17 protein-coding genes and 2 pseudogenes are annotated in these 25,720 nt (G+C 40.9%); 13 read left to right on the top strand and 6 right to left on the bottom strand.

Annotation, left to right across the window (positions count from 1 at the left end; all coding sequences use genetic code 11):
* Positions 1 to 196: 196 nt before the first annotated feature.
* Positions 197 to 1,186: a DUF6745 domain-containing protein gene (locus tag RMZ95_RS17225; RefSeq protein ID WP_322682786.1), complete on the bottom strand. Its 990-nt coding sequence runs from the start codon at positions 1,184 to 1,186 to the stop codon at positions 197 to 199.
* A 76-nt stretch (positions 1,187 to 1,262) separates the two neighbouring features.
* Here RMZ95_RS17225 and RMZ95_RS17220 point away from each other — a divergent pair.
* Positions 1,263 to 1,515 (top strand): annotated as a pseudogene (locus RMZ95_RS17220) (Uma2 family endonuclease); the annotation flags it as partial.
* A 150-nt stretch (positions 1,516 to 1,665) separates the two neighbouring features.
* On the opposite strand, the gene RMZ95_RS17215 reads toward RMZ95_RS17220, so the two are convergent.
* The 3 genes from RMZ95_RS17215 to RMZ95_RS17205 form a co-directional block, all read right to left on the bottom strand.
* Entirely contained in the window at positions 1,666 to 3,162 is a 1,497-nt protein-coding gene (locus RMZ95_RS17215) for an aldehyde dehydrogenase family protein (RefSeq protein ID WP_322682787.1), read from the bottom strand.
* A gap of 110 nt (positions 3,163 to 3,272) precedes the next feature.
* Positions 3,273 to 3,995, bottom strand: coding sequence for a cyclase family protein (locus tag RMZ95_RS17210; RefSeq protein ID WP_322682788.1), 723 nt, complete (start codon positions 3,993 to 3,995; stop codon positions 3,273 to 3,275).
* Positions 3,996 to 4,368: 373 nt separating this feature from the next.
* Positions 4,369 to 7,140 carry a PAS domain S-box protein gene (locus RMZ95_RS17205; protein WP_409882885.1) on the bottom strand — a complete coding sequence of 924 codons (2,772 nt, stop codon included), beginning with the start codon at positions 7,138 to 7,140 and terminating at the stop codon, positions 4,369 to 4,371.
* A 438-nt stretch (positions 7,141 to 7,578) separates the two neighbouring features.
* On the opposite strand from RMZ95_RS17205, the pseudogene RMZ95_RS17200 reads away from it, so the two are divergent.
* The 6 genes and pseudogenes from RMZ95_RS17200 to RMZ95_RS17175 form a co-directional block, all read left to right on the top strand.
* Positions 7,579 to 7,780, top strand: a pseudogene (locus RMZ95_RS17200) (IS4 family transposase); the annotation flags it as partial.
* A gap of 460 nt (positions 7,781 to 8,240) precedes the next feature.
* A complete protein-coding gene (locus RMZ95_RS17195) occupies positions 8,241 to 9,158 on the top strand; it encodes an exosortase-dependent surface protein XDP2 (RefSeq protein WP_322682790.1) in 918 nt (305 codons plus the stop codon).
* A 712-nt stretch (positions 9,159 to 9,870) separates the two neighbouring features.
* Complete coding sequence (locus tag RMZ95_RS17190; protein ID WP_322682791.1) at positions 9,871 to 12,417, top strand: proteasome protein; 2,547 nt, start codon at positions 9,871 to 9,873, stop codon at positions 12,415 to 12,417.
* A gap of 31 nt (positions 12,418 to 12,448) precedes the next feature.
* The gene (locus RMZ95_RS17185; RefSeq protein WP_322682792.1) at positions 12,449 to 13,270 is read left to right on the top strand and encodes an Rpn family recombination-promoting nuclease/putative transposase; all 822 of its coding nucleotides are present in this window, start codon (positions 12,449 to 12,451) and stop codon (positions 13,268 to 13,270) included.
* 366 nt (positions 13,271 to 13,636) lie between these two features.
* On the top strand, positions 13,637 to 16,612 hold the full coding sequence (locus RMZ95_RS17180; protein ID WP_322682793.1) for a molecular chaperone: 2,976 nt from the start codon (positions 13,637 to 13,639) through the stop codon (positions 16,610 to 16,612).
* A gap of 139 nt (positions 16,613 to 16,751) precedes the next feature.
* A complete protein-coding gene (locus RMZ95_RS17175; protein ID WP_322682794.1) occupies positions 16,752 to 17,843 on the top strand; it encodes a hypothetical protein in 1,092 nt (363 codons plus the stop codon).
* Between the two features lie 102 nt (positions 17,844 to 17,945).
* Here RMZ95_RS17175 and RMZ95_RS17170 read toward each other — a convergent pair whose 3' ends face one another.
* Positions 17,946 to 18,125 (bottom strand): high light inducible protein, encoded by a 180-nt coding sequence (locus RMZ95_RS17170; RefSeq protein ID WP_190893926.1) that lies wholly within the window; start codon positions 18,123 to 18,125, stop codon positions 17,946 to 17,948.
* A 234-nt stretch (positions 18,126 to 18,359) separates the two neighbouring features.
* Here RMZ95_RS17170 and RMZ95_RS17165 point away from each other — a divergent pair, with 234 nt between their 5' ends.
* The 3 genes from RMZ95_RS17165 (at position 18,360) to trpD (ending at position 21,618) form a co-directional block, all read left to right on the top strand.
* Positions 18,360 to 19,271 (top strand): restriction endonuclease, encoded by a 912-nt coding sequence (locus RMZ95_RS17165; RefSeq protein WP_322682795.1) that lies wholly within the window; start codon positions 18,360 to 18,362, stop codon positions 19,269 to 19,271.
* A gap of 268 nt (positions 19,272 to 19,539) precedes the next feature.
* Positions 19,540 to 20,421: a DNA adenine methylase gene (locus tag RMZ95_RS17160; protein WP_322682796.1), complete on the top strand. Its 882-nt coding sequence runs from the start codon at positions 19,540 to 19,542 to the stop codon at positions 20,419 to 20,421.
* 81 nt (positions 20,422 to 20,502) lie between these two features.
* Positions 20,503 to 21,618 (top strand): anthranilate phosphoribosyltransferase, encoded by a 1,116-nt coding sequence (gene trpD, locus RMZ95_RS17155; RefSeq protein ID WP_322682797.1) that lies wholly within the window; start codon positions 20,503 to 20,505, stop codon positions 21,616 to 21,618.
* On the opposite strand, the gene RMZ95_RS17150 is transcribed toward trpD, so the two are convergent.
* Positions 21,548 to 22,588 carry a retropepsin-like aspartic protease gene (locus RMZ95_RS17150; RefSeq protein WP_322682798.1) on the bottom strand — a complete coding sequence of 347 codons (1,041 nt, stop codon included), beginning with the start codon at positions 22,586 to 22,588 and terminating at the stop codon, positions 21,548 to 21,550. The genes trpD and RMZ95_RS17150 overlap by 71 nt on opposite strands.
* Positions 22,589 to 22,894: 306 nt before the next feature.
* Between RMZ95_RS17150 and carA the strand changes: the two genes are divergently transcribed.
* The 3 genes from carA (at position 22,895) to RMZ95_RS17135 (ending at position 25,672) form a co-directional block, all read left to right on the top strand.
* The gene (gene carA, locus RMZ95_RS17145; protein ID WP_322682849.1) at positions 22,895 to 24,058 is read left to right on the top strand and encodes a glutamine-hydrolyzing carbamoyl-phosphate synthase small subunit; all 1,164 of its coding nucleotides are present in this window, start codon (positions 22,895 to 22,897) and stop codon (positions 24,056 to 24,058) included.
* A gap of 174 nt (positions 24,059 to 24,232) precedes the next feature.
* On the top strand, positions 24,233 to 24,598 hold the full coding sequence (locus RMZ95_RS17140; RefSeq protein ID WP_084227153.1) for an STAS domain-containing protein: 366 nt from the start codon (positions 24,233 to 24,235) through the stop codon (positions 24,596 to 24,598).
* Between the two features lie 594 nt (positions 24,599 to 25,192).
* Complete coding sequence (locus RMZ95_RS17135) at positions 25,193 to 25,672, top strand: Mini-ribonuclease 3 (protein ID WP_289798430.1); 480 nt, start codon at positions 25,193 to 25,195, stop codon at positions 25,670 to 25,672.
* The last annotated feature ends 48 nt before the right edge of the window (positions 25,673 to 25,720 follow it).

Below are 25,720 nucleotides of genomic sequence, written 5' to 3'. Positions count from 1 at the left end.
AAAGCACCCAAGAATTAGTAATAACTTGCGAGACCAAATTGAAAATAATGATAATTGCTTAAGTATTGCCAGTGTTTGGGAAATGGTAATCAAACACAGTATTGGCATCAGCTTTAATTTAAATTTTTCTGAGTTTGTCGAACAACTTTGTCGAACAACAAATAATTATGAAATAGCTTATTCTCACTCATGATTCCTAAGTTTTGCGTTGGTTTACCCAGCGTGCCGCCTCAATAGCAGATATGAACCGCATAGACACTCTAAAAACCTGCACTTCTCCCGTATGCGGATTTATTACTTTGAGGAACTGCTTAGGCTGGACATTAATTCCTTCAACGACACGTAACAACTTGTATTCTTCCCAAGAGTCAATTTCAACTGCGTTCATTTTCTCAAATAACTTTACCCAAGCGATATCATCGAGTTTACGCTTGCGTTGTAGGGTTATTTTACCGTGATGTGCATTCAGGCTATACCCATCTGTAAAGGCTACGGCAGGTGTATTTTCACCGTGGAGATGATTGTTGCTATCAATATTAATTGTGGTGCAATGGTTGGAAATAATCGCGATATTTTGAAAGAAGAAAGTCCAGCCGCAATTTTTAAGAAAATCTTCTAAAATGAATAGTTGGTTTTCAAATTGCTGGTAGTTGAAACTCTGAATACAAAAGTCAAAATAACTGCATCCTGCAATTAAAGTTTCCGGTTTGCGACAAGAAGAGAATATATTTTTAATCAACTGGCTATTGCGTTTACCAACATGTTCCTCCAAAACATCTCCCCATTGTATTTCTAACTGTTCTTGGAGTAATTTGGCATATTCTTTTGCTAAATGATTGTCAAACAAAGAATGTAAATTTGTTTGTAAATCAACGGGTAATCGCGTGAGCAAATATGATTGCAACTTACTGTAGATTTTACTCCAGTGGGAACTATCTATAGCATCACCCAAAATTGTCTGAGAATCAACTTTGAGCAAATTCCAGATGTACTCGAACCCAGCGTTAGGGCTATCAACGATAATTATTTCAGGTTCAGTGAGTTCGAGTGCAGTATATATTGCTCGAACTGCATCCGTAGCCTGTTGTTGGTTGATGGGTTCGGTAGATAGTCCAATGTGTTGCCATTTTTCTCGACATCGGGATATGAATGCACGTTGTTCTGGTGTCAGGTAGTCGGCGGACATAGCAGGTATGCGAAATAGTGGCTATCTTGTATTAAAGCAGATTATTTGATTTGGTTAATGAATCGAAAAGTGCTGTATGTATAATTACAATCCCTTAGACTGCCTACCTTCATCGGCGGAATTACGAGATTCTGATGATATCCCTGTGGATAACGAACTACAAATATTAATTCCTAATTTATTGTTAGCCATCTTAGCCTCGATTTGGCAAACCCGTGATGACTGGTTTTTTTGGTATCAACATGGGAATTTACTATACACCATTACAACCTGCTATAGTCCCCGATGGGTTTTTGAGTTTAGGTGTTGAACGTTTTGTTGGAGAAAACTTATTGATCCCCCCTAGCCCCCCTTAAAAAGGGGGGAAAACTTCTTAAAGTCCCCCAATTCATCGGGGGATTTAGGGGGATCTAAAACTTTTTGCTACCAACAACAGGACTTTTTAAACATCCTCTTAGCCCAAGTGTATTTGTAGATAATTAACTGCGATTATCTATCTGAGCGCGTTGCAAACTTCCAGAGAAGTCAACATAGACACTTTTCCATTCTGTGAAAACATCCATTGCAGTAGTTCCCGCTTCGCGGTGTCCGTTACCGGTTTGTTTCACACCACCAAAGGGCAAGTGTACCTCTGCGCCAATAGTCGGGCCGTTAATATAAGTGATACCTGCTTCGATGTCGCGCATAGCAGTAAAAGCCCGATTGATATCGCGGGTGTAAACTGAAGAAGAAAGACCATAATTGCTATCGTTGAGAATTGCGATCGCATCCTCAAAGGAGCTAACCTCAATTAATGCCACTACTGGCCCAAATATCTCCTCACGGGCGACGCGCATATCAGGAGTTACATCATCCAAAATAGTTGGTTGAAAGAAGTAACCGTTTTTCAATGAGCCTTCACGAGCGATTTCCCCACCAATTAAAATCTTTGCTCCTTCTTCACGGGCGATATCCAAATACTTGCTCACCTGTTTGAGTTGCTTTTCATTGATTATCGGCCCAATATCTGTATCAGAGTCATTGCCAGCACCCAAGCGTAACTTACTGGTACGCTCATAGAGCATCGCCGTAAATTTTTCCTTGATATCACGATGCAAAATCAGCCGACTAGTAGCCGTACACCGTTGTCCAGTTGTCCCAAACGCTCCCCACACTGCGCCATCGAGAGCAAGTTCTAAATCGGCATCTTCCATCACTATTTGAGCATTTTTCCCACCCATTTCCAAACAAACACGCTTGTGAGTGCGTCCACAAGTCGCGCCGACAAAAGCACCCGTTTCTGAGGAACCAGTAAACGATACCAAATCTACATTGGGATGCTCAACTAAAGCTTTCCCCGCCTCCTCTCCCACACCATGAACCAAGTTAATTACTCCTGGTGGTAAACCTGCTTGTTGAAAAATTTCAATCAATTTAGTTGCACAGGCGGAAGTATCTTCGGCAGGTTTGAGAATAACTGTATTGCCACAAACCAAGGCTGGCATAGCTTTCCAGCAAGGAATTGCTACCGGAAAATTCCAGGGAGTAATTAAAGCACAAACTCCGATGGGCATCCGTACAGTCATGGCAAATTTATTGGACATTTCCGAGGGTGTGGTTTGCCCAAATAGTCGCCTTCCTTCGCCAGCACTGTAAAAGGCGCAGTCAATACCTTCTTGGACATCTCCCCTAGCTTCTGTTAAGGGTTTACCCATTTCCCGACTGATTAATTGGGCAAGTTCTTCTTTATGCTGGAGTAATATTTCCCCAACGCGAAAAATGTATTCTGCCCTCGCTGGGGCCGGGACTTTGCGCCAACTCTGGTAGGCTTGACGGGCGGCGGCTACTGCTGTATCTACATCTTTAACTTGAGAACGGGGAAATGTGGCCACGACTTCGGTTTTGTCGGCAGGGTTGCGACTTTCTAGGGTTGCTTCTCCTACAGCATTCAACCATTGGCCATCTATATAATTACGGCAAGATAGCGGAGTTGTCATTTTGAAAATCTCCGATGATCCACTGAAAACTTGTGTATTAAGTTTGCTTGCTTTCTAGGTTATCCTCAAGTTTAGGAAATTGGCGTGATAAGCAAATATCGATATAAAAATTAAGGCACTAATGCCAATACTCCCACAGGCGAACCAGAACCACCACGTAATCTTAGAGGTGCGATCGCTAGAGTAGTCCCTTTCGGTGGCAGTTGATCCAAATTTGTGAGATTTTCCAACACAATGCGCGGTTTTTCCAATACCAAGCGGTTAATCGCAAAACTGTTATCTTGTCCGGGGTCTACACCATGAGTATCAATTCCTACCCCAACTATTTGCCGTACATCAAGTAAAAATTGAGTTGCATCGCTGCCAAATCCGGGAAAGTGGGGAATCCCTTGAGCATCATGATTGAGGAATGCACTTTTATCTAACCACTTTTTTTGCCAACCAGTATTCAGTATAACTACGCAGCCAGCAGAAATTTCACCATATTCTGCTTCCCAAGCCAAAACATCAGCAACAGTCAGGGCATAATCAGGATTAACTGCTGTAACTTGGCAAACATTTATAACCACCGCAGGTACAACTAAAGACTGGGCTGGATATTGGTCAATTCCTACAGCAGAACTATGAAAACTATTAGGGGCATTGATATGGGTAGCGCTATGTTCTCCCAAGGAGAAACGCCGCAAGTAATAACCATCATTATTTAGTTCAGCCACAGTCTCAAATTCTACTGTGGGATCTCCAGACCATTGGGGAATGTCTATGTCAATTACATGACTTAGGTGGATAATGCGTGTGTAGGTGATACTATTTTGACTTTGGGGTTGTATCATCCCAGCCTTCTATTTTATTTGTACTCAGATATTTTTTGTTCGGTGCGTAGGTGCAGTTCATTATGTACATTGTCTGGATTGCCTATGCCTACGCAAAGATAGTACTACCATTACAACGTTTTTCAAACCTAATTCCCTATATTAGAAGAAATAATCCCCTCAATTCCTGTAAATTTTAGGTTATTGAGGGGGTTAAAATGTTGCAGCAAAAAGTGAGTTGATCTTAGTTAACAACTATTAGGTTAATTTTTGATTAAGTTTAGATTAAGATTAGACATCTCTAGAATTAAATATGCGTTATCTAGAACCCTTCTAGAGACGTAACAGTGCTACGTCTCTACATTTTTTCACTTTTATCTCTATTGCGTGATATCTAGGTTGAGGGTTCTTGCTTTAGTGGAATCATTACAACAAACTCGGCTCCTTCTCCTGGTGCTGAAATACAATGGATCTTTCCACCGTGTTTTTGGACTACAATTTGGTAGCTAATTGATAATCCCATACCTGTACCTTTACCCACAGGTTTTGTCGTGAAGAAGGGATCAAATAGGCGTTTGCGTACTTCCTCACTCATCCCTGGGCCATTGTCAGCAACTCTAATAATTACATAGTCTTCTTGAATGAGGCTGCGAATGTGAATTTGTAAAGAAGTCATTTGTCCTTGGTCATGTGTCCTTTGTTCAGTGTTGTTTACTAATGACATAAGCGCAACTCTTGGAGACGCTACGCGAACGCCTTTTTGCAGGGTATGACTATTGACATAGGCGCTTCGGCTTCCCGCAGAGTATGACTCTTCTAAAGCATCGATCGCATTCGTCAACACATTCATAAACACCTGATTCATCTGTCCGGCGTGACAGACTACTGGTGGTAGATTGCCGTAGTCTCGAATTACTTGGATTTCGGGATGTCCTGGTTTGGCTTTTAGGCGATTTTGCAATAGCAGCAAAGTGCTATCCATCCCTTCATGAATATCCACTGCTTTTGTACCGTCTTCATCAAGGCGAGAAAAATTACGTAAAGATAGGACAATCTGCCGAATGCGTTCAGATCCCATCTTCATCGACTCCAGAATTTTGGGTAAATCTTGCTTGAGAAATTCCAAATCAATGCTATTGATTTGTCGATCGATCTCTGGTGTTGGTGGATAGTAGCTCTGTTGATAAAGTTCTACTAAGTGCAGCAAATCCTTAGTATATTCACTGGCGTGGCTAATATTACCGTAGATGAAATTGACGGGATTATTGATTTCGTGGGCAATACCTGCAACCAATTGTCCTAAACTGGACATTTTTTCAGTTTGAATCAGTTGCGCTTGGGTTTGTTGAAGTTCTAGCAGTGCTGCTTCTAGTTGCTGGGCTTTGTCTTGGGCAGTTTGGGCGGTGATGCGACTTTGGGTGTAAAGTTTAGCTTGGTCAATGGCGATCGCTAGTTGAACTGTAACTGCTTGTAGTAATTCTACTTCGTTGTTCTGCCAAGGACGAAAGCCACTACAATAACCACAGCTAAATGCACCAATTTCACCAGATTGAGTGTGTACAGGCAGCGCCATAAAAGCAGTAAAACCAAAATCCTGCAAAAATTGCTGTGCTATGGAATCGCCCACAGTCTCAGTATCATCAATGCGGATGATTTCTCCGTTCAAGGTTTTGGCTGCGATTAGTTTGATTTCGGCATGAGTTGCTTCTTGTTGATTAAGTAGACATGGTAAAAAGGAACTTTTCGCCTCATGTACTCTTTCCCAGTAGGGTACATCAGCGTCTTGCCGATACCAAAAGAAGGCGCAGCGATCGATCTGGAATAAGTTGCGAATCTCCTGTACTGCGGTTTCTACAATGTAATTGAGATCCAAAGAAGCTCGAATCTGATTAGAAAGACGATTGAGGAGTGCTTCTCGCTGGGCGCTTTCTCTGAGTGCAATTTCTGCTTCTTTACGATCGGTGGTGTCATAGCAAATACCAACGAAGTACAGAATATTGCCATTAGCGTCTTTAATCGCAGATGAGTTGCTTGTATGCCATCGCCAACTACCATTTTTGTGTTGGACTCGATATTCAATTGCTTTTTGTTTTTCGCTTGTTGTCAAAATTCTTTGAAAATAATCGACACAAATATGCACATCGTCAGGATGTATAAAGGGAACAAAAGATTTGCCTTCAACCTCTGCAATCTCATGCCCAAAAATCTCAGTCCAGTTAGGAGAAACGTAGGAAAATATCCCTTCAAGTGTCAGCGCAAAAATAACGTTGTTGGCATTTTCTACAATGCTGCGGAACTTGGCATCACTTTCTATTAAAGCTGCTTGGTTGTTGTCGCTGGTGTCGCGGACAAGAACTATAATTTGCTGGTCTGGTAATGGTAATAACCTAGCTGCAAAATTATTGTTTTTTCCTGGTTGCGGTAAGGTATATTCAAAACTGACTTCATATTGAGTTTCAAGTACTTGATTTATTGCTTGATGGAAGCGATCGCTTACAGCAATCGGTAAGCATTCTCGCAAACTCTTGCCCTGACAATCTTCTGGTAAAATATACACACTCTCCATCAACCCTTGCTTGTAATCCAGAATACTTCCAGCAGCATCAAGACGAAAGTAGGAATCAGGAAGTACTTGCAAAATCGCGGCAAATTCTGATGTTTTTTGGCGTAACTCTGCTTCAATTGCTTGGCGTTTGCTAATTTCTGCTTGCAGTTGCTCCAATGCTTTTGCTAATTCTGTTGCCCGTTCTCTATCTGTAATTTTACGTAAGCGGCGAGAGGAATTTGTTAATAGCGAGCAGCTTTCTGTTAGGGAAGATTGACCGATCCCGATCGGCACTTCTGTTAGATCGATACAATAACCGATGTAACCGACAAAGCTACCATCTGCCGCAAATCGTGGCGCGGCTGTATCTAAAATCCAGCGATATTCACCATCAGATCGACGTAGGCGATATTGCCTCTGGAAGGAATCATACGTCGCAAATGCTCTCAGGTATATATCTTCACATCGCTGTCTATCTTCTGGATGGACGCTGCCAGTCCAAATATTGCCTATTTCCTCTTCTCGCGCAGATGCAGCTTTTGTTAGATGTATTCCAGTAAATTTCAGCCAATTAGAATTGAAGTAACAGTAAAGTGCATTACATCTAGACATCCAAATCATCAGAGGAGCAATATCCGCCTGCTGGTAGAATACTTTTTCATCCTCTTCAACTATGATTTGTTTAACGTAGCTCTGCACCTTTTTAGAAAACACTTTTGCCTGCCTGCTCTGCCTAAATTATTAAGGTAATATGCTGAAAATACAATTTCTTAATATATGGATATAATCTTGTTTATGCCAACCTGCTAACGATCTTAATACTTTATTTATTTTTATATATGCAGCAATTCCTCTTTTAGTGTAAATAAATTGAAAAAATGCTGAAGTTATCATTAAGATTAACTTCAGCGTTTTGCGTGAAATTTAAACTATATATATCACAGAGCTTGTTTGACTTTGTTTATTTTTAAAATCACTGAGAAATTCATCTTAGCTATGTAATTGCATTGCTGAAAAACCTGATTTAGCTTCACTAAAAATATATGATTCTCTGTGAGGCGTTTACGCTTCCAAATCGAGTTTGATTTTCGAGATGCCAAGCAGTTCTGGGGATTAGAAAACTTTATGAACCTCAGTCAAACTGCGGTGACTAATGCTGCTAAAACACGCATTTTTTATGGTCAGCTTATCCCATCATCAACTCTTAGATTTTCGTCAACACAATCCCGACTCCGGCATTATCGTAAATTCCAGGGTTTAAGACCCCAACCATTACACATAGTATCAGTTGAGTTGGGGTTTAAATCCCCGACTCCAACTGTCTTGAATTTTGAAGTAATGAGTAATAAGTAATAGGTATTACTCATTACTCATTTAAGGTATTGTATCTAATAACAGCATTTTGGCTGAAAGGATCGCCCACACAAAATTTATAAAAACTTTTTTTACCAATTGACACAAACAAAAAGCTATGGGATAGTTCTACTAAACTACGGTAAATCGACCAAGATTTAGTAGTAAAGAATCATAAATCTGATTAAAGACTTTCAAAAACTGAAGGGTTAATTGTCCGAAGTGTAAAAAAGTCTGATAATTCGCTCTTTGCAGAAGCGGGGGTGAGGTTGCACACATTTGAGACTGTGCGACTAATTTGTTCTGTCTAGTAACCTATCTGATTCACTCAGGTAAGTTTTTTGGTGTCTACCAAGGTGAAAATACAAATGACAAATATCTTTGCAAAGACAATAGCGATCGCAACAAGTGCTGCTTCTATATCAGTGGCTTCCCTAATACTAACAGTACCTGCTCATGCTCAGGCAGCACCATTCACCCAATTTTCGTTTAAAACTAATGTCACAGCTACTCCGACTAACGACCCTACATCTAGTTTACTCAACGATCCCACAAGGGATATCCGGTTGGATTCAGTAGAATTTAGTGGAAGAACGATTAGTAGCTTTGAAGTTGTCACCAAAGCAAAGATTCTCCGAAATGATACATACACTCTCCCAGATGGAAATGTATTCGGTGTACTGAATTCAGGAAGAGGCCCTAATACTCCTGATGACGCCCTGCTTCCAGAAGGCCCCTCAAAACCAAACCCAACTGCTCAAGACATTGTTGACAGTTTGGGAAACTTAAATCTAAATAGCATTCTGGTGACGCGAGAAAATGCAGATACAGACAGCATTGAAGTCTCCTTCGCCAATCCCGTGAATACCTTCCTCTTTTGGGAGCGTGGTGGAACAGCAGGTGGTTCAGTTGCAGGCGATAGCGATTTATTGGTGGAAGCTTTGGGTGAAAATAATGAAGTTATAGCGACTTACAAAATTTTGAGGCAAAACTACACCAAAGCCGACTATAACATCAGTACTCAAGTCTTCCCCATCCTTAACAATGGGCCTTTCAATATTGGCTCCATAGGCATTAGTTTAGATGGAATCACTACTCAAACACTGCGATTAACTAGCTCTAACAATAATGGGCTTATTCCTGGTATTCCTAACGACAATGGCCCAGATTTCAAAGTTATAGCAGCAACGGTTAAAGTTGTTCCCGAATCCTCTACTATTATGGGCGCACTGTTAGTGGGTGGTTTAGGGATCATCTTCAAGCGTAAAAGAACAGTTATGGGCTGATATAACAAGCAGTTTTTAAACTGTTAGCCAAAATAACATAACTCCAAAGACCTCTATCACTTAGTACAACTAAGGAGAGGTCTTCTTATTTGGTAGAAATCTATACCTGTTAGTCTCCCAATGAGTGTCTGCTAAACATTAGTTTTGGATCTGAGCAAGAGTCAGAATAACCACTTGATTGAATCCCCAGATGATTTTATTTTTGCCAAATTGGGATGCTTTCAAGTCTTGGCGACTAAAAATCGCGGCTACAGGAAACTTTACCCACCTCCATTGGTTTAAAAATTTTTGCTTAGGCGGATTTGGCTTGTGTAGTAGTGAATTATATTCTAATACCCTTGGGTTAGCACCAAAAACCTTGCATATAAAGGACTTACGTAAAAATTGTCTAAAACTCTTATTCCTTAAATCATGTGTATAAAAGGGTTGAATACCCACATATTTACTAAGCAGTCTTCAATAATTTAGTGGTATAAAAGCTAACTTCTCTCATTCGTAAACCTTGATTTTGAAGAACGTATTCTTTTTTATTTTTCCTAACAAAATCCAATGTTTCAAAATTGTCTTGACTATGCAAAATACTTCATCCCAAAATCACAAATTAAATGAGAGAAATGCTAAATGTGATATCAACTGGTTGTAACAATGCCTGGTAATCGCATTTTATATGTTATAAAGCTCACAGAAATTAATGTTAGGCGGAAACTACTTTATGGAACCAGATAAACTGGGCCGTTTTAAGGAGTACGGCGAATTCATCCTCCGAAAGATAGATTCTGTGCCCCAGTACCCTTCTAAACAAGAAGATTGGGTTCCAGCTAGTCTTGATGACTGTCTTCTGCGTTTGCGATCGGCTGCCCAGAAAACTGTAGACCTGGCAACTTCGCCTGTCAAAATTGGTGTGATGGGAGAATTTAGTAGTGGAAAAACCTTACTTTTAGGCAGTCTAATTGGATATGCAGATGCTTTACCAGTCAGTGAAAACCCCACTACAGGTAATGTTACCGCCATACATATTATTCCGCAAGACGATTTTGCAACGACGCAATTAAGTAACTTTACGGTAGAGTATCTTTCCCATGAGGGAGTACACGAGTGTCTACGCTTCATGCTAGGGGAAGCCAATAAACGAACAACAGCAGCAGGGCTTCCTCCGATACCAGTATCGAAACTCAACTCTGGGACAGATATTATTGGCTGGTGTGAAGAAGCATGGAATAGCAGTAACAATTTAGAACTCCGTTATTTACTCCGGGAGTTGGTATTATTCCTGCGGGCTTATCAAGCTTATGGGGAGGTTATGTGTGGTGGGCACTACCAAATTGATGCGGTGACTGCCCGCGAGGGGCTACAGCTAGTCGAGCAGCCAATGGCAATCCAAACTCTGAAATTTGAGGATCTACCCCCAGCGCACATCAGATTACCGAGTCCACCCCAGAGGCTACCAACAAAGTTATTGCAAAACAGTTTCCCACTGATCCGCCGCGTCGATATTGATGTGAAAATCTCACGGGAAATTTGGGATTTTACAGATGCAGGTAAATTTATTCTCATCGACTTTCCGGGATTGGGGGCTGCTAATTCTGGGGCTAGAGATACCTTTTTGTCATTGCGGGAATTGGCAGAAGTACAGACAATTTTGGTATTGCTAAATGGTAAATCTCCTGGGAGCGATCGCGCCAATAAAATCTTCACGATGATGCAGCAGCAGCGACCGGGACAAGACCTGAAAGATTTAATTCTTGTCGGTGTGGGTCGCTTCGATCAACTCCCTCTAGACAGCGAGGGTGGCGAAAGAGAACTCGATCATCTGATTGAAGATAGTCATTTAGAAGAGGAAACGGTTCTCCAAAAACTCAAAGTTCTGCAAACTACCATTGACGGTGCAGCAGCATTTACAACCCAAAAAGACCGCATCGTTTTACTGTCGCCACTGTTGGGACTGGCTGAATTAGCAAAACGTTCTAGTAAAGTCAAAGCTGGTTCACCAGAATTTTTAGCTAACCTAGACTATCCTGATTACCTAGACAGGTCTAAACGGCTACAAGAGAAATGGGAGCTATTAAGTAAAAATCTGATAGAATCTAACACCCGTAGCTATTTGGGCAGACAGTTGGGTTACTTTAGTCAAGATGGCGGACTTAGTAAGCTGCGGGAATTGATTCAAACTCACGTAGCTACTCATGGTTTGAAGCAACTGTATGAAGATACCAAAAGAGCTGCTGATGTGGTGAGTCAGCAACAAGATCACTTAAAAGACATCATAGATGAAATTCACGAGCAAGGTATCCCCACAGGCGATAGTCCGGCTTTTATCGAATTGCGCTTTGTGGTCGAAAGCTTAGATAAAATCTACAGAAATTTCCAAAAAGATATCGGCAAAGAACCACTTAAAGACCGACGCGGTGTTGTTGTCAGCGATGTAGTGAAAGACGAACTCACCTTTAGAATTCTTAATTGGAACCAGTGGACTTTACTCTTCAACAAAGCCAATAATGGAGCGATCGCTCTGGCAGAATCTAAAGGTGCAGCTGGGAAATTATTCGATCGGGGAAACCGCGTAAATACTTCCCTTCCAACTAAGAGCGATGATTTTTATCCAGTATTTGAGAAAACCGTTAAAGAAGTAGAAGATTTTGCCCGCGATCGCATCCAGCAAGCCGTGGTAGATTTGTTGAACCAATTATCAAATCATATAGCCCCAGAACGCGAACAATTGCAGGCATTTTTCCATCCAGAAATGGAACAAGAAATCGAAGAAAAATTTGGTTTTGAAGATGCCGATCTTTTTTACAAATTATTACTAGGATGCGATCCTAACGAATGGAAAGAAGCAATTATCTCGGAAATTACTAGTAAAGATAAAACTGTTGCACCTGAAATTATTTTTCCTTTAGCACGTCAAGACGATAAACACAACGTCGGTCAAATCTTTGATTGGGCACCAGAGAAAAGCCAAGGCTTACCCAGATCGAGCAATCACCAACTTTTAGTACTGCGACTGCGAGATGAAATTACAGCTAGCGCCAGCCTCCATCTTGTGCAGTATGTTAGCGAAGTTAATCAGCAAATTAATTCCGAACTAGAAGGTATTTTGGATCAGATTATTCCGAGTCTGCAAAACCTTTCCAAAAAAGAAAGTTTGCTAAGATATTTGGCGGCTGGGGAATTGCCATCTGAGATCCAAATTCCTACTTGGTTGCAGATTATTTCCGAAATTGCGGCTGTTTCTCACTCAGATGATTTAGATTTGAGATGACGCGATCGCGTGAAGATATGAGGATATATTTGTGAGACGTGATGCAATTTTTTATACAATTTTCAAACGTGTCCCAGAATTGTTTTTCGAGTTAGTAGAACAACCACCGCCTGAAGCTGCTAGCTATCGCTTTGAATCAGTTGAAGTTAAAGAACCAACATTTCGGATTGATGGGGTATTTTTACCTCCACCAGATGCAGCATCTCAGACGATCTTTTTTGCTGAAGTACAATTCCAAAAGGATGAGTTACTGTACCATCGCTTTTTCTCAGAATCCATGCTGTATATGTATCGCAACCCGTCGCTTTACGATGACTGGTATGGGGTAATTATTTTACAGTCTCGCAGCTTGGAACCAGAAAAAACCACTATTCATAGATCGTTACTGAACAGTTCTCAAGTACAACGAATTTATTTAGATGAGTTAGGTAGTCCTGATGAGTACAAAGTAGGTATCAGTTTGATGCAGTTGACTATTGCCTCAGAGACTCAAATGGTTCGGGAAGCGAAACGTTTAATTGAGCGGGTGCAACAAGAGCAGATAACTGTCTTGGCTAAGAAGGAGATAATAGATGTAATCACAACAATTGCAGTTTATAAATTCGCAAACTTAAGTCGTGAAGAGGTAGAGGCTATGTTAGGAGTTAAGTTAGAAGAAACTAGGGTTTATCAAGAAGCTAAACAAGAGGGACGAGAAAAAGGACGAGAAGAAGGACGAGAAGAACTAAAACTTGAACTTGTACCTCAGTTATTAGCTCGTGGTATGTCGATGGAAGAGGTTGCCCAATTACTTAATTTAACTATCGAACAAGTAAGACTTACAACTGAGCAAGAGTCTTCAACATCAACTTAGTAACTACCGTAATTTTCATAGCAATGCCTAGTTTGAGCTACGCCTACGTACTTTCATTTAAAAGCGTAGGCGTAGATATCGTGCCAAATAAAAAAGCCAGTGCTAAAGACCAAAATTAAAAGTTTTTACCATAAGAATTCTCTAAGGTGATTTACAAGAATAAATATACCGATGCCGTTGGTTTCGACTTCGCTCAACCAACTGATAGATCGAGAGTTGAGCGTTCGCGTAGCGTCTCGCAGAGAAGTCGAAACTCGCGAACACAGGTATTTTCTTTGTCGGAAATCACCTAAATTTGTAATTTTATGATAGAACATTACAGTTTTTAGCCAGCTATAAAATAAACAACAGAAAGTGAATACTATAATGAACGCTTTTCAATTGAATAACTATAGCGATCGCCAACCAAGCGAGAAACAACAAAAAAGATTTCCGGGATGGTTTGCTTTAGATTTTGGTACGTCGAATTCGACAGTCACACTCTTCGATCCAATTGAAGTACCGATCGCAGAAATTTTACCCAAAGAGCAAGAAATGCGGTTGCGCGATCGCTTATCGCAATGGCTCAGTTCTCCCGCCTCCGTAGCTTTACCGGATGTCAGCACTGATGATTGGGCAAAGTTTATCATAGAAATTAGTAAAAATTTGGAGATAGAACCCAGCCGATTGAGCGAAGTATTTGAAAGTGATAATAAAGAGCGATTTTTAGAAGCAATTCGCCAAATTGAACTTTCTTTAGGGAATAGCGAGAGGTTCCGCCGGGCTGTTAGCAAAAAACTTTACCAAATTTATCATGAAGTGTTCCGCGTCCCTACCCTAGAGTCGCAAAATCTGATCCCAGTTGTGCTGGATATCGATCGCCGCGATACGGAAATTCCCAGCGAGGCGGAAATTTCGCATTTAGAAGACTTAAAACTGCGGATGGGAAGGGAAGCTAGAGATAACCGAAAAAAAGCGATCGCTCAAGGTACAAGCGGTTCTTTAAAGGAAATTATCAGCAGGTTTCACCATTCACCCAAACGCTATTTTGGCCAGGAGCGATCGTTTTCAGTTATTTTGGATGGCGAAGAAGAAACAATTACCGCTAACCAGTTAATACAATCTGCTTGGGCGCATTTAATCGAGTTAACTGAAGACTACCGCCAACACGCACGACGCAGATTTTCAGAAGGAGATTTTTTAACAGCAGTTGTCACCTACCCAACAGTCGCCCCACCAGTTGTTCGTAAGGAAGTTAGAGAACTGGTTGAGCAGTTAGGAATCGATGATGTCCAAACTGCTTATGATGAAGCCGTTTCTGTGGCAATATTCTTTTTATGGCGAGAATTTGGCGGTAATCTCAACATTGGGATCGAGTCATTCAAAACCCGTTGTCGCCAAGTAGGAAACAAATGGTCACAAAATGTTCTCGTCTTGGATATTGGCGGGGGAACCACAGACTTAGCTTTAATTGAACTGACTCTAGAAGATAAAACCCCAGCTTTTGCTGATTATGAAGACCGGGGTTTAGGAGGACGTTACTATAAACTTACCCCCAAATTATTAGGTTCATCTGGTCATTTACAGCTAGGCGGTGAGTTAATTACATTGCGAATTTTCAGATTATTAAAAGTTGCGATCACCGATTATTTATTGACAGCAGTCACAATAGGCGATATTGAAAACGAAAAGCTAGAAGATTTAATTAACTCGGAGTTAAACGAGCGCTTTTTAGAACAAGGCAAATTCAAAACTGGCAGTCTTTTAAAATGTCTAGATAAAGAGAATCCAGAAGGCGATATTGCTTACAAAGATGCTCTAGATACAGCCGAGAAAGTATTACCGACTCGTTGGCAACAAGCACCTCAACGTCTGCAATCCTTTTATATTCTCTGGGATTATGCAGAAGCAGCCAAACTTAAACTTGGGCAAAAGCCACCAATAGAGAATTCTCTATTAACCTTTACACTTTCTGAGCAGCAAATTTCCGAATTGCTTACCCAAAGCGCCATTAAATTGCAAGTCAAAGATCCAAATAACATCTGTGTTACCCTAGACAACCAACAATTTGAACGAGCCGCCGCTTCAGGAATTAAAGAAGCGATCGGAATTGCCAAAGGATTAATGGAAAGTCGTTTGCGTCCCGACGATCTCACCAAAGATTCTTGGAATTCCCAAAAAGTTGATTGGTTAATTTTGTCTGGTAAAACTTGTAATTTAGATATAGTGCAGCGCCAAATCTACCAAGAATTTAGTAAATCTCCATATTTTGTCTGGAATCCAGAACGCATTACCTTTGTGTTGGAATTTACTAAGCTAGCCACCTCCGCCGGTGCTTGCTATGCCGAAAAGCTACGAAGATTGAGATTCGATCCAGAAGAGTCTAAAAGCTTGCTGCGTAAGGGAGCAAACCAGCTAGAAATTGATGTCAAAAACCTGTTTTATTATTTGCCTTGCAACTTCAAACGCAAAACCCAAAGCAACGATTTACTAACTATATTCAAAGCCGGACAAGAACTCTATCAACTCGCACCTTGGGAAACTGTTGCTAAAGTTCGTACTCATTGGCAAGGCATACAATTAACTAACATTATCTACCGTCAAGATTACGAAGAGGGAGATTTACGACTATGGGGAAGCTTTGACGGCAAAAACCTGATGAATCAACTGGAAATGCCAGAAGTAGAATTTCTGAAAAAAATCAAAGTCCAGTTTGAGATTGACCAAACCCTCGAATTTAACGTATTGCTTTGTCAAGGAAATCCCCATTATTTGATTGATATTTCTGGTATTGATTTAGAATCGGTAGTTTCAGAAACTTCAGCGCTATTTGCTGATGGTAAATTGAACTGGAATATCGCTGTGGAAGGCTTCAATAAAAATTTAAATGATGGTGATATTGCCGTTAACGTGATTGAGTCAGCAACTGTCGATCAACCAGATGCCTATCATCTTGTATTTGAAGTCGGAAATGATGGTAGTAAAACGTTTCACAAATTTCATTATTTGCGCGATGGGGTGACGCAACCAGGAATTGGGTTAATTAGTAATCCCTTACCTCCATTCCCACAAACTGGACAGCACACCTTCTATGTTTATCAAACAGATGCCGAAACCAACAGCAAAAAATGGATAAGAATTGGCGCACTCAGCAAACCAGATGTAACCACAGATTATCCTTGCCAATATCGTGTAACTCTCGACGATCGAGGTATTCTAAGAATGCACGCCGGTGAAGTCCCTTACTGGACATCACAAAATCAAGAATGCCTCAAAGAAGAAGGATATGTTTACCGTGCTGAATTAGAATTGCAACCTAATGAAGTTGATAAAGAACGCGATCCCTTTTGCGGCATACATTAAACCTCTGCGTTCCTCTGCGTTAACCTTTGGGTTCCTCTGCGTTAAAAAAAATTAAGATTTTTAAACGCAAAGGGGCGCGGAGTAAACGCAAAGGGGCGCAGAGGTTTGCCAAGTTTTATTCGCTTTGGAGGTGAGATTCATGCAGCACTTGCGTCAATTATTAGAGATAGAAAACTCGGAGTTAGCCCAATTACTGCGGTTTAGTTTGTATGGACTAGAGGCTAGTTTAAATCAGGCTCGCGCCGAATTTCCACTAGATCCAGGATCTAAAATATGTGATGAGGTGCTGCAAGAACTTCATAGTCTGTTACAACCTGCACCGCCACAGCAAAATACTGGTTGGGAAGATGCGCCAGATGAGTTAAAACTAAGTCATCTCCGAGAAGCTTTCGATTCTGACTCAGAACTTAGTTATTATTTGGGTAATTCCCAACTGCAAAGCCAAACAGACTCTGATTTGTGGAATGAGATTCAACGCAAACTGCTGCGAGTCCCAGAGGATTTAGCTGCAACTTGGCGACAGCGCACCTTGGATTTAGCTCAAGAAGTTGGTGCGATCGCAGATAATTCTAATCTCTTTCAGCTTCCCTTTATCCGCGACGAAATTATCTACCCCGGCCTTAGTGGTACTGTTGAAACTCAGGGATTATGCTTATACCAACAAGCACTTTCAAATCATCAAAATACCCAAGGTAATGTATCTGATTTACCAGCAGCATTCCTATTTTTATATATGAATTTTATCGAAATAGATCCAGATTTACATCATGCTTTAAAGAGCGTTTTTAGCTTCGATGTCATTTCCTTGCACTCCAAACCAGAACAGCGCGATCAATATATTGATGCTTTAAGCGATCGCTTCCAACGCACTCAAAAAGCAGAGAAAAATACCGATCCCCTATCAATTCTTCGTGCTTGGATTGATATGGACGAAGCGATACATTCCCTAGTATTTGTACCACCGGCTGAACGCTATTCTTGGTGGGGAAAGCTACAACATGAATCACGGCGCATTTTGAAGAAAGTCGCTGATGAAGCTATTAATGCAGGTAATGAAGTGCGAATTCGCCAATTATCGGGACTTTATGCAGATATCTGCGCTTCATCCAAGGATGACTTACAACTAGACTGTGGTGGTATTCCTGGCGAAGTCTTAACTTGTCTTCGAGTATATGCGCGAATCAATCAAGAAGAATCTCCCGGTCGTGTAATATTTCGCTCATCACGCTAGTTGCTGGCGAGTTTTCTAATTCTTGAGATTACGAGGCAAGGTAGACAATTTTACTAATCCCCGCCTTGCCTCATAATCTAATGAAGCTAAAAACGTTTAAATCTAAAGGATGCCCCAGAAGTGTAAAATCCCTTGACCAGAAAACACTTCAAGCGCAACAGCAGATATAAAACCGATCATTGCAAAACGACCGTTCCAATTTTCGCTCTGAGGAGTGAAGCCCCAGCGCAAAGCATTAGGATCTTCTGAAACCGAAGGCGTAGTCTTCTTAACGTCTGCCATAAATAATACTCCGAGCTTTTATGTTGTAACAGTTATAACTGCCTGTAAAGTAATGTAACAGATTTTTAAGAGATTGCAACATGAAATCAAGATAAAATTCAGTAGCGTATATTACGTGTACGTAGTTTTAGGTTAATAGGTTTGCAATGCTTAATCTCATTTTTCACCAATTTTTTGGAAAGGATGTTAAAAATGCCTATAGTTTCATTTTTTTAAACTTTTAAATAGATAAAAATGGCAATACCTGATTATCAAAAGATAATGCTTCCATTGCTGAAATATGCACTTGATGGTCAAGAACACTCTATGAGAGAAGTCATTGGAGCTTTAGCTGACCAGTTTAGTTTAAGTGAAGACGAACGAAAAGAATTATTACCTAGCGGTCAACAACCGTTATTTGATAATCGGGTAGGATGGGCAAGAACATACTTAAAAAAAGCAGGTTTGTTAGCAACCCCAAAAAGAGGATATTTTGAGATTACAGAAGAAGGTATAAACGTAGCTAGGCAATCTCAAAAAGAGATAAATACTCAGTTCCTTAGCCAATTCCCTGATTTTATTAAGTTCAAAAGTTCAAAAAAGCAAGATGAGAAAATTAGTTCAGAACTTGACGAACTCTCAGAAAGAACTCCGCAAGAGTCTATGGAATTAGGATACCAAAAAATCCGTAAGGAATTGGAAATAGATTTGATTAACCGAATTAAAAATATTTCGCCAGATTTTTTTGAAAGACTTGTCATTGATTTACTTATCAAAATGGGTTATGGAGGTTCAAGGCGCGATGCTGGTAAAGCAATTGGTAAGAGTGGTGATGGTGGAATTGATGGTATAATTAAAGAAGATAAATTAGGATTAGATGTTGTTTATGTTCAAGCTAAAAGATGGGATACTAATGTTATAGGCAGACCAGAAATTCAAAAATTTGTTGGCGCATTATATGGACAAAGAGCAAAAAAAGGAGTATTTATTACAACTTCTAATTTCACTCAAGATGCAAAAAATTATGTATTGGGAATAGATATAAAGGTTGTATTGATAGATGGGCAAGAATTAGCACAATTAATGATTGACAATAATGTAGGGGTATCAACATTATCAGTTTATGAAATAAAAAAGATAGATTCAGATTATTTTACAGATAGTTAAATAGTTTTATTTGTGTAAATTCCAAAATAATTAAATTAATATGTTTTAAATTACAAAAAAGAATTTTTTATACCTATGCTTAAAAGCTCTCTTCGATATGCTTTCGCTAAAGTTTAGACAAAAGTGAATTACCATTAAAAGGTCATGTATTGCCAAAAAAAATATAATTTTATTATTTTATAGCGAATTATTTTTTTAAAAAAGTCTATATATATTTGGCTTTTTTTTGCGTATTTTTACGTCTAAAAAACAATGGAAGTAATAATTTATGCTCAAAAGTCCTCTACGATATCCTGGTGGGAAGTCGAAAGCAATAAATCAAATAGTTGAATATTTACCAGAGAGCTTTTCAGAATTTCGAGAACCTTTTGTGGGTGGTGGTTCTGTATTCATTTATTTAAGGCAAAAGTTTCCTGATATCAAGATTTGGATTAACGATTTAAACCGCGAACTATTCTTATTCTGGAAATTTGCCCAATCTGATATAACTCAGTTAGTGAAAGAAATTCGAGATATTAAAGTTAAATATACAGATGGTAAATTACTCTTTATAGAATTAACTAGTGTAGATGTAAATCATTTATCTGATTTAGAAAGAGCCGTTCGGTTTTTCGTCCTCAATAGAATTACTTTTTCTGGAACCGTAGAATCAGGCGGTTTTTCTGAACAAGCTTTCCATAAAAGATTTACTAATACTTCAATAGAACGACTTGAAAAATTAGAAAATATCTTATCAAAAAATGTTCAAATTACTAATTTGGATTACAGTCATTTATTAAAATCAGATGGAAAAGATGTATTTTTATTTTTAGATCCGCCATATTTTAGTGCTACTAAATCAAAATTATATGGTAAAGACGGTGACTTACACACCTCTTTTGAACATCAGAGATTTTCTGAGCTTTTGCAACAATGTCATCATCGCTGGCTAATTACCTACGACAATTCAACGCAAATTATAGAAAATTTTCAATGGGCTAATATTTCAGAGTGGGAATTACAGTATGGGATGAATAACTATAAGCAGAGTGGTGCAGCTAAAGGAAAAGAGTTATTCATTACTAACTACAAAGTTAAACTTGATTTGAAGAAAAAATCACAAGTTCAGAATCTTGCTAATCCAGCTTTGCAATTAAGCCTTGAGATTTAAGCCTAACTTTGATAGCTTCCAATTTTCCGGTAGTATAACTCCCATAGCTCTCAATATAGCTACAACATACAAATCTTAGCTATGGCAACTTCCCCAATCCCTGCTCAAGAATCCTCTGCTAGCTGGTATCTCCTGCTGCAACAATTAATAGATGGACAATCATTGTCTCGCACTCAATCTGCTGAATTGATGAAGGGTTGGCTCAGTGAAGCGGTTCCCCCAGAATTATCGGGAGCAATTTTAACAGCGCTGAACTTTAGAGGCATTTCTGCCGACGAGTTGACCGGCATGGCTGAAGTATTACAATCTCAATCAAAACTGGGGACTGGGGACTGGGGACTGGGGACTGGGCAAGAATCTACCCAATCCCCAATCCCTAATCCCCAATCCCTAATCCCCTTAATTGATACCTGTGGCACTGGTGGAGATGGGTCATCAACCTTTAATATTTCCACAGCAGTTGCTTTTGTTGCTGCTGCATCTGGCGTACCCGTTGCTAAACACGGCAATCGTTCAGCTTCAAGTCTCACAGGAAGTGCAGATGTATTGGAAGCCTTGGGTGTAAACTTAAGTGCCTCTAGTGAAAAAGTACAAGCCGCACTACAAGAAGTCGGGATCACCTTCTTGTTTGCTGCTGGTTGGCATCCAGCACTCAAGGCGGTTGCGTCATTACGGCGGACTTTGAAAGTGCGAACAATTTTTAATTTGCTCGGGCCATTAGTAAATCCCTTGCGTCCAACTGGGCAAGTAGTAGGCTTATTTACTCCCAAACTGTTGGCAACAGTTGCCGAAGCTTTACAAAATTTGGGTAAGCAAAAGGCGATTGTGCTACACGGGCGAGAAAAACTTGATGAGGCTGGGTTAGGAGATGAAACTGACTTAGCGGTGTTATCAAACGGCGAAGTGCAGTTAACTACTATTAATCCCCTAGATTTGGATTTAACACCTGCTCCTATCGGTATGCTTCGGGGTGGCGATGTCCAAGAGAATGCGGAAATTCTCAAGGCTGTACTCCAAGGTAAGGGAACTCAGGCGCAACAAGACGCAGTTGCCTTAAATGCGTCGTTGGCGCTACAAGTAGCGGGTACGATCGCACTTCTCGATCACGCCGAGGGTATTAAAATCGCTAAGGATATCCTACAAAGTGGGGCTGCTTGGACGAAGTTGGAGCAGTTAGTTGAGTTTCTGGCGGATTGATTTGCGATCGCAATTGCGGACGAAACTCTACCACATTACGCTTAATGGTGACATCATAATTACCAAAAAAGTCATGTCCTAAAAGTCCAGTTTCTAGTTCTGCACCTGCGATCGCTACTGCTACTCTATTCACTACTACCCCGCCAACGGCCATCGAATTAACATAGCCCACAGGAAATTCTACAGCTCTGGAACTGGCGGTATTTGCCTTGGCTTTTCCCACTGTGACGATTCCTAAAGCATTAGCCATCTCTTGGGTAATTACAGTGCCACTTGCTCCCGTATCCACAATCATCTCAAATTGTTGCTGACCATTAAAGGTAACTTCCACAATTGGCGTACCACCAATTCGTCTTTTTATCGGCGCTGTAAATACTGCTTCATCGGGAATCACCACTGCTGATGAAGGCAAAGCTGGCTCTGGTGATAACGGTTTTGTTTCTCGTGGAGGTAAAGTGAACTTTGGTGTGGTTTCTCTTTGAGGAACAACAACGACTATTTTATGAGGTTCTCTAACTGCGACAGGGCGAGGATTAGCTTGCTGTTGGGCATATTTAACTTGGCGGCGATATTCCGTAATTTTGGTTTGAGCGATCGCAAATTCTGGGCTTTGTCGCCGCACTTTTCGCATCAGCGCGATCGCATCCTGATACTGACTCGCCACCAATTTCCAATCATCTGGAGATTGAGCCGATTGGCTGATACTCCAAGCGCCAACAGCTTTATCTCGTCCCATCTCAAAAAGACTTGGTTCACTTTCAAACGGATCTAGCGGCTGCGCTTTTGGGGTAGCTGCTGGTCTTACTGGTTCAACGCTAGGCTGGACTGGTGCTAGATCCCCAATTGGCGTAGGTTGCTCGTCGCCACCAGTAGCGGTGTTCAGTTTGTCTTCACTACAGGCAACGCACAAAACCGCTAGAGCGCTTGAGACAAAAATTAGGGTTGCACGGGATAAAAAAGACTGAAGCATAATTAATTTTAACTGCCCAAGCTTTGCCAAATCCACTCCCGCTACTTTAATTCCCTTTTAATTTTAATTAACTATTTTAAAAACTCCCAATTGCTCAACTTATGGGATAATTAACAATCGCAGTATTGGGGAATAAGGAATAGGGAATAAGAAAGAGTATGCCCAATGACGCCACTTGCTCCACTTGGTGAGCGAGTCCGGTCTTGTTGTTTCAACAAAGAGGAACTCGCGAACCCGAAGGGGGAGACCCCAAGACCGCAGTGGCTCCCCAATGCCCAATGCCCAATGCCCACTGCCCAATCTACTATGCCCCTGACTGACTCAATACCAGCTTTACTTGTCCTAGCAGATGGAACCACTTATCGCGGTTGGTCTTTCGGTGCGACGGGAACCGCGATCGGAGAAGTGGTGTTCAACACTGGTATGACAGGCTATCAAGAAGTTCTGACTGACCCTAGTTACCGGGGTCAAATTGTGATTTTTACCTATCCTGAATTGGGGAATACTGGCGTCAATCTCGAAGATGAAGAATCAGATGGGCCCCAAGTGCGGGGTGCGATCGCCCGGAATATTTGTCACCGTCCGAGTAACTGGCGATCGACACAATCTTTACCTGACTACCTCAAACAAAACCAAATACCAGGGATTTACGGCATCGATACCCGCGCCCTCACCCGCAAAATTCGGATGTTCGGAGCGATGAACGGTGGCATTTCTACAACCATTCTCGATGAAGCGGAATTGCTAGAGCAGGTACTAGCAGCCCCCAACATGGCAGGATTGAATCTGGTTGGTGAAGTCACCACCTCAACGGCTTATGAATGGTCCGATCCCACAATTCCAGCTTGGGAATTTAACTCGGAGGCTGGGGAAAATCTTGGGGAAGCCTTTACCGTTGTTGCTCTTGACTTTGGCGTAAAACGCAATATTTTACGTCGCTTAGTCAGTTATGGTTGCCGGGTAATTGTTGTACCTGCTGATACACCACCAGAGGAAATTCTCAAATACAATCCAGATGGTGTATTTCTTTCTAATGGGCCTGGCGACCCTGCTGCCGTCACTGAAGGGATTGCAACTGCTAAAGCACTCCTGTTAAGTGAAAAACCCATCTTCGGTATTTGTATGGGACACCAAATTTTAGGTCATGCACTAGGGGCAGAAACCTATAAACTCAAATTTGGTCATCGTGGTTTGAATCAGCCTGCCGGTTTACAACAACGAGTAGAAATTACCAGCCAAAACCATAGTTTTGCAATTGACCCAGATTCTTTACCTACGACAGTTGTAGAAATTAGCCACCTAAACTTAAACGATCGCACTATTGCCGGAGTACGGCACAAATCTCTACCTGTATTCTCCGTACAGTATCACCCAGAAGCTAGTCCTGGCCCACACGATGCTGATTACTTGTTTGAGCAATTTGTTCAAGCCATGCGAACAGCACGTCAAGCCGTGGCAGAGGTGAGGTAAAAATAGGGAATGGGGACTGGGGACTGGGTACTGGGTACTGGGTACTGGGTTATAGAGGAAAGAAATTTCCTAATCCCTAATCCCCAATCCCCAATCCCCTATTTCAACAGATTGTAGACAACTTGCTCAAAAACCATTTATACTTGAGCGTTCACTTTAACTCATGAGGAGGGAATTATTGCTGAGCCACTGAATCTAACCGTTAGCCTGAGGGGCACTCGTGAAGTCCGGGATAACTGTCAGCTATTCCGCCTCACAGGTTTGTTAGATGCTTTTTCCGAGCCGACATTTCGCAAGACACTTGGCAGCAAGATAGACGAGGGCCCTAAGCACATTATTTTGGATCTCTCACAAATTGACTTTGTTGATAGCTCTGGCTTGGGCGCTCTGGTGCAGCTAGCCAAGCAGGCTCAAACTGCCGATGGCACTTTGCAAATTGTCACAAATGCCCGCGTAACTCAAACGGTCAAGCTTGTTCGCCTAGAGAAGTTTCTCTCCCTGCAAAAATCAGTTGAAGACGCTCTAGAAAACGTCAAGTAGTCTTGATTGCTCGATCTGAGAGGTAAATTTAGCTATCCAAATTCAAAATCGGATAGCTTAATTTTTAAAACTTCTGGCAGAAAACCTCTCTCCTTGTGGGAGAGGCATAAAGCCAGTTGAGCTATTATATTTAAAGTTGAGTAATAATTAAAGATATAGAGACCCAATTTATTGGGTATGTATTGGGTATGTAATCGTTGGCTAGAATATTGGATAAATAATCAAGTCTGAGATATTTGTTGTAAGAAATACAAAGCCAGCAGATTTGTTTATAGATAGATTTGACTTGATGCTGTATAGTTAAAAGTTGTCGTCTACTCAGTAAGTATGGCAATGCTACCAAGTAGAAGGGTGAAGTTGATGTTAAAATTTTACCCTATCTTAGGCGTAGACCACAACAAGTAGGCGAAATTTGGTTTATAGATGTTGACATCAGGGTGATTTTAAATGCCAACTCTCAATCAAAAAGATGAAATTAGGAAGTAATTTTGATAGTATTGATTATGCTAAGTATACTATCACGGCATACTTCAGAAAAATCAGTCTTTGCCAAGAATGCCTGCCAAATGTAGCCCGTCAAGGAATGATTTATTTGTGAAGTCACAGGAGGAAGAGCTATTAGATGGACAAGATGAAACTCCCAAACAGAGCTTGTCTTGGACTGAAGCACTCTTGGCAACCACAGGGCCATTCCAACAGATTTCCCTCTCACAAGTGCAACAAATTTCTCCTAGTGCTTTAGCATATTTAGGGGATGCAATTTATGAGTTGTATGTTAGAATGTTCTATCTGCTGCCATTGCAGCGGTCAGGAATTTACCATCGTCTGGTAGTGGAGCAGGTAAGAGCAGAAACACAAGCGCTACATTTGCGATCGCTAATTCCTCATCTCAGGGATAACGAATTAGAAATTGTCCGACGGGGTAGAAACGCCGCAACTGGACGCCCTAAGCGACTTAATCCCGAAATTTATCAACAGGCAACTAGTCTAGAAACTTTAATAGGCTACTTATATATCACCGATTACCAACGTCTAACCGAACTGTTGCAAATACTTCATCTAGAAAAAGAGTAAAAACTCAATTTCGCAGTAGCCACAGCACTAGATTAGATTCAAAAAATT

The sequence above is a fragment of the Nostoc sp. DedQUE07 genome, assembly GCF_034530975.2.
Lineage (GTDB): Bacteria > Cyanobacteriota > Cyanobacteriia > Cyanobacteriales > Nostocaceae > Nostoc.
The sequence above is the reverse complement of the archived record's forward strand: the minus strand, read 5'-3'. Positions and strand labels throughout refer to the sequence as shown.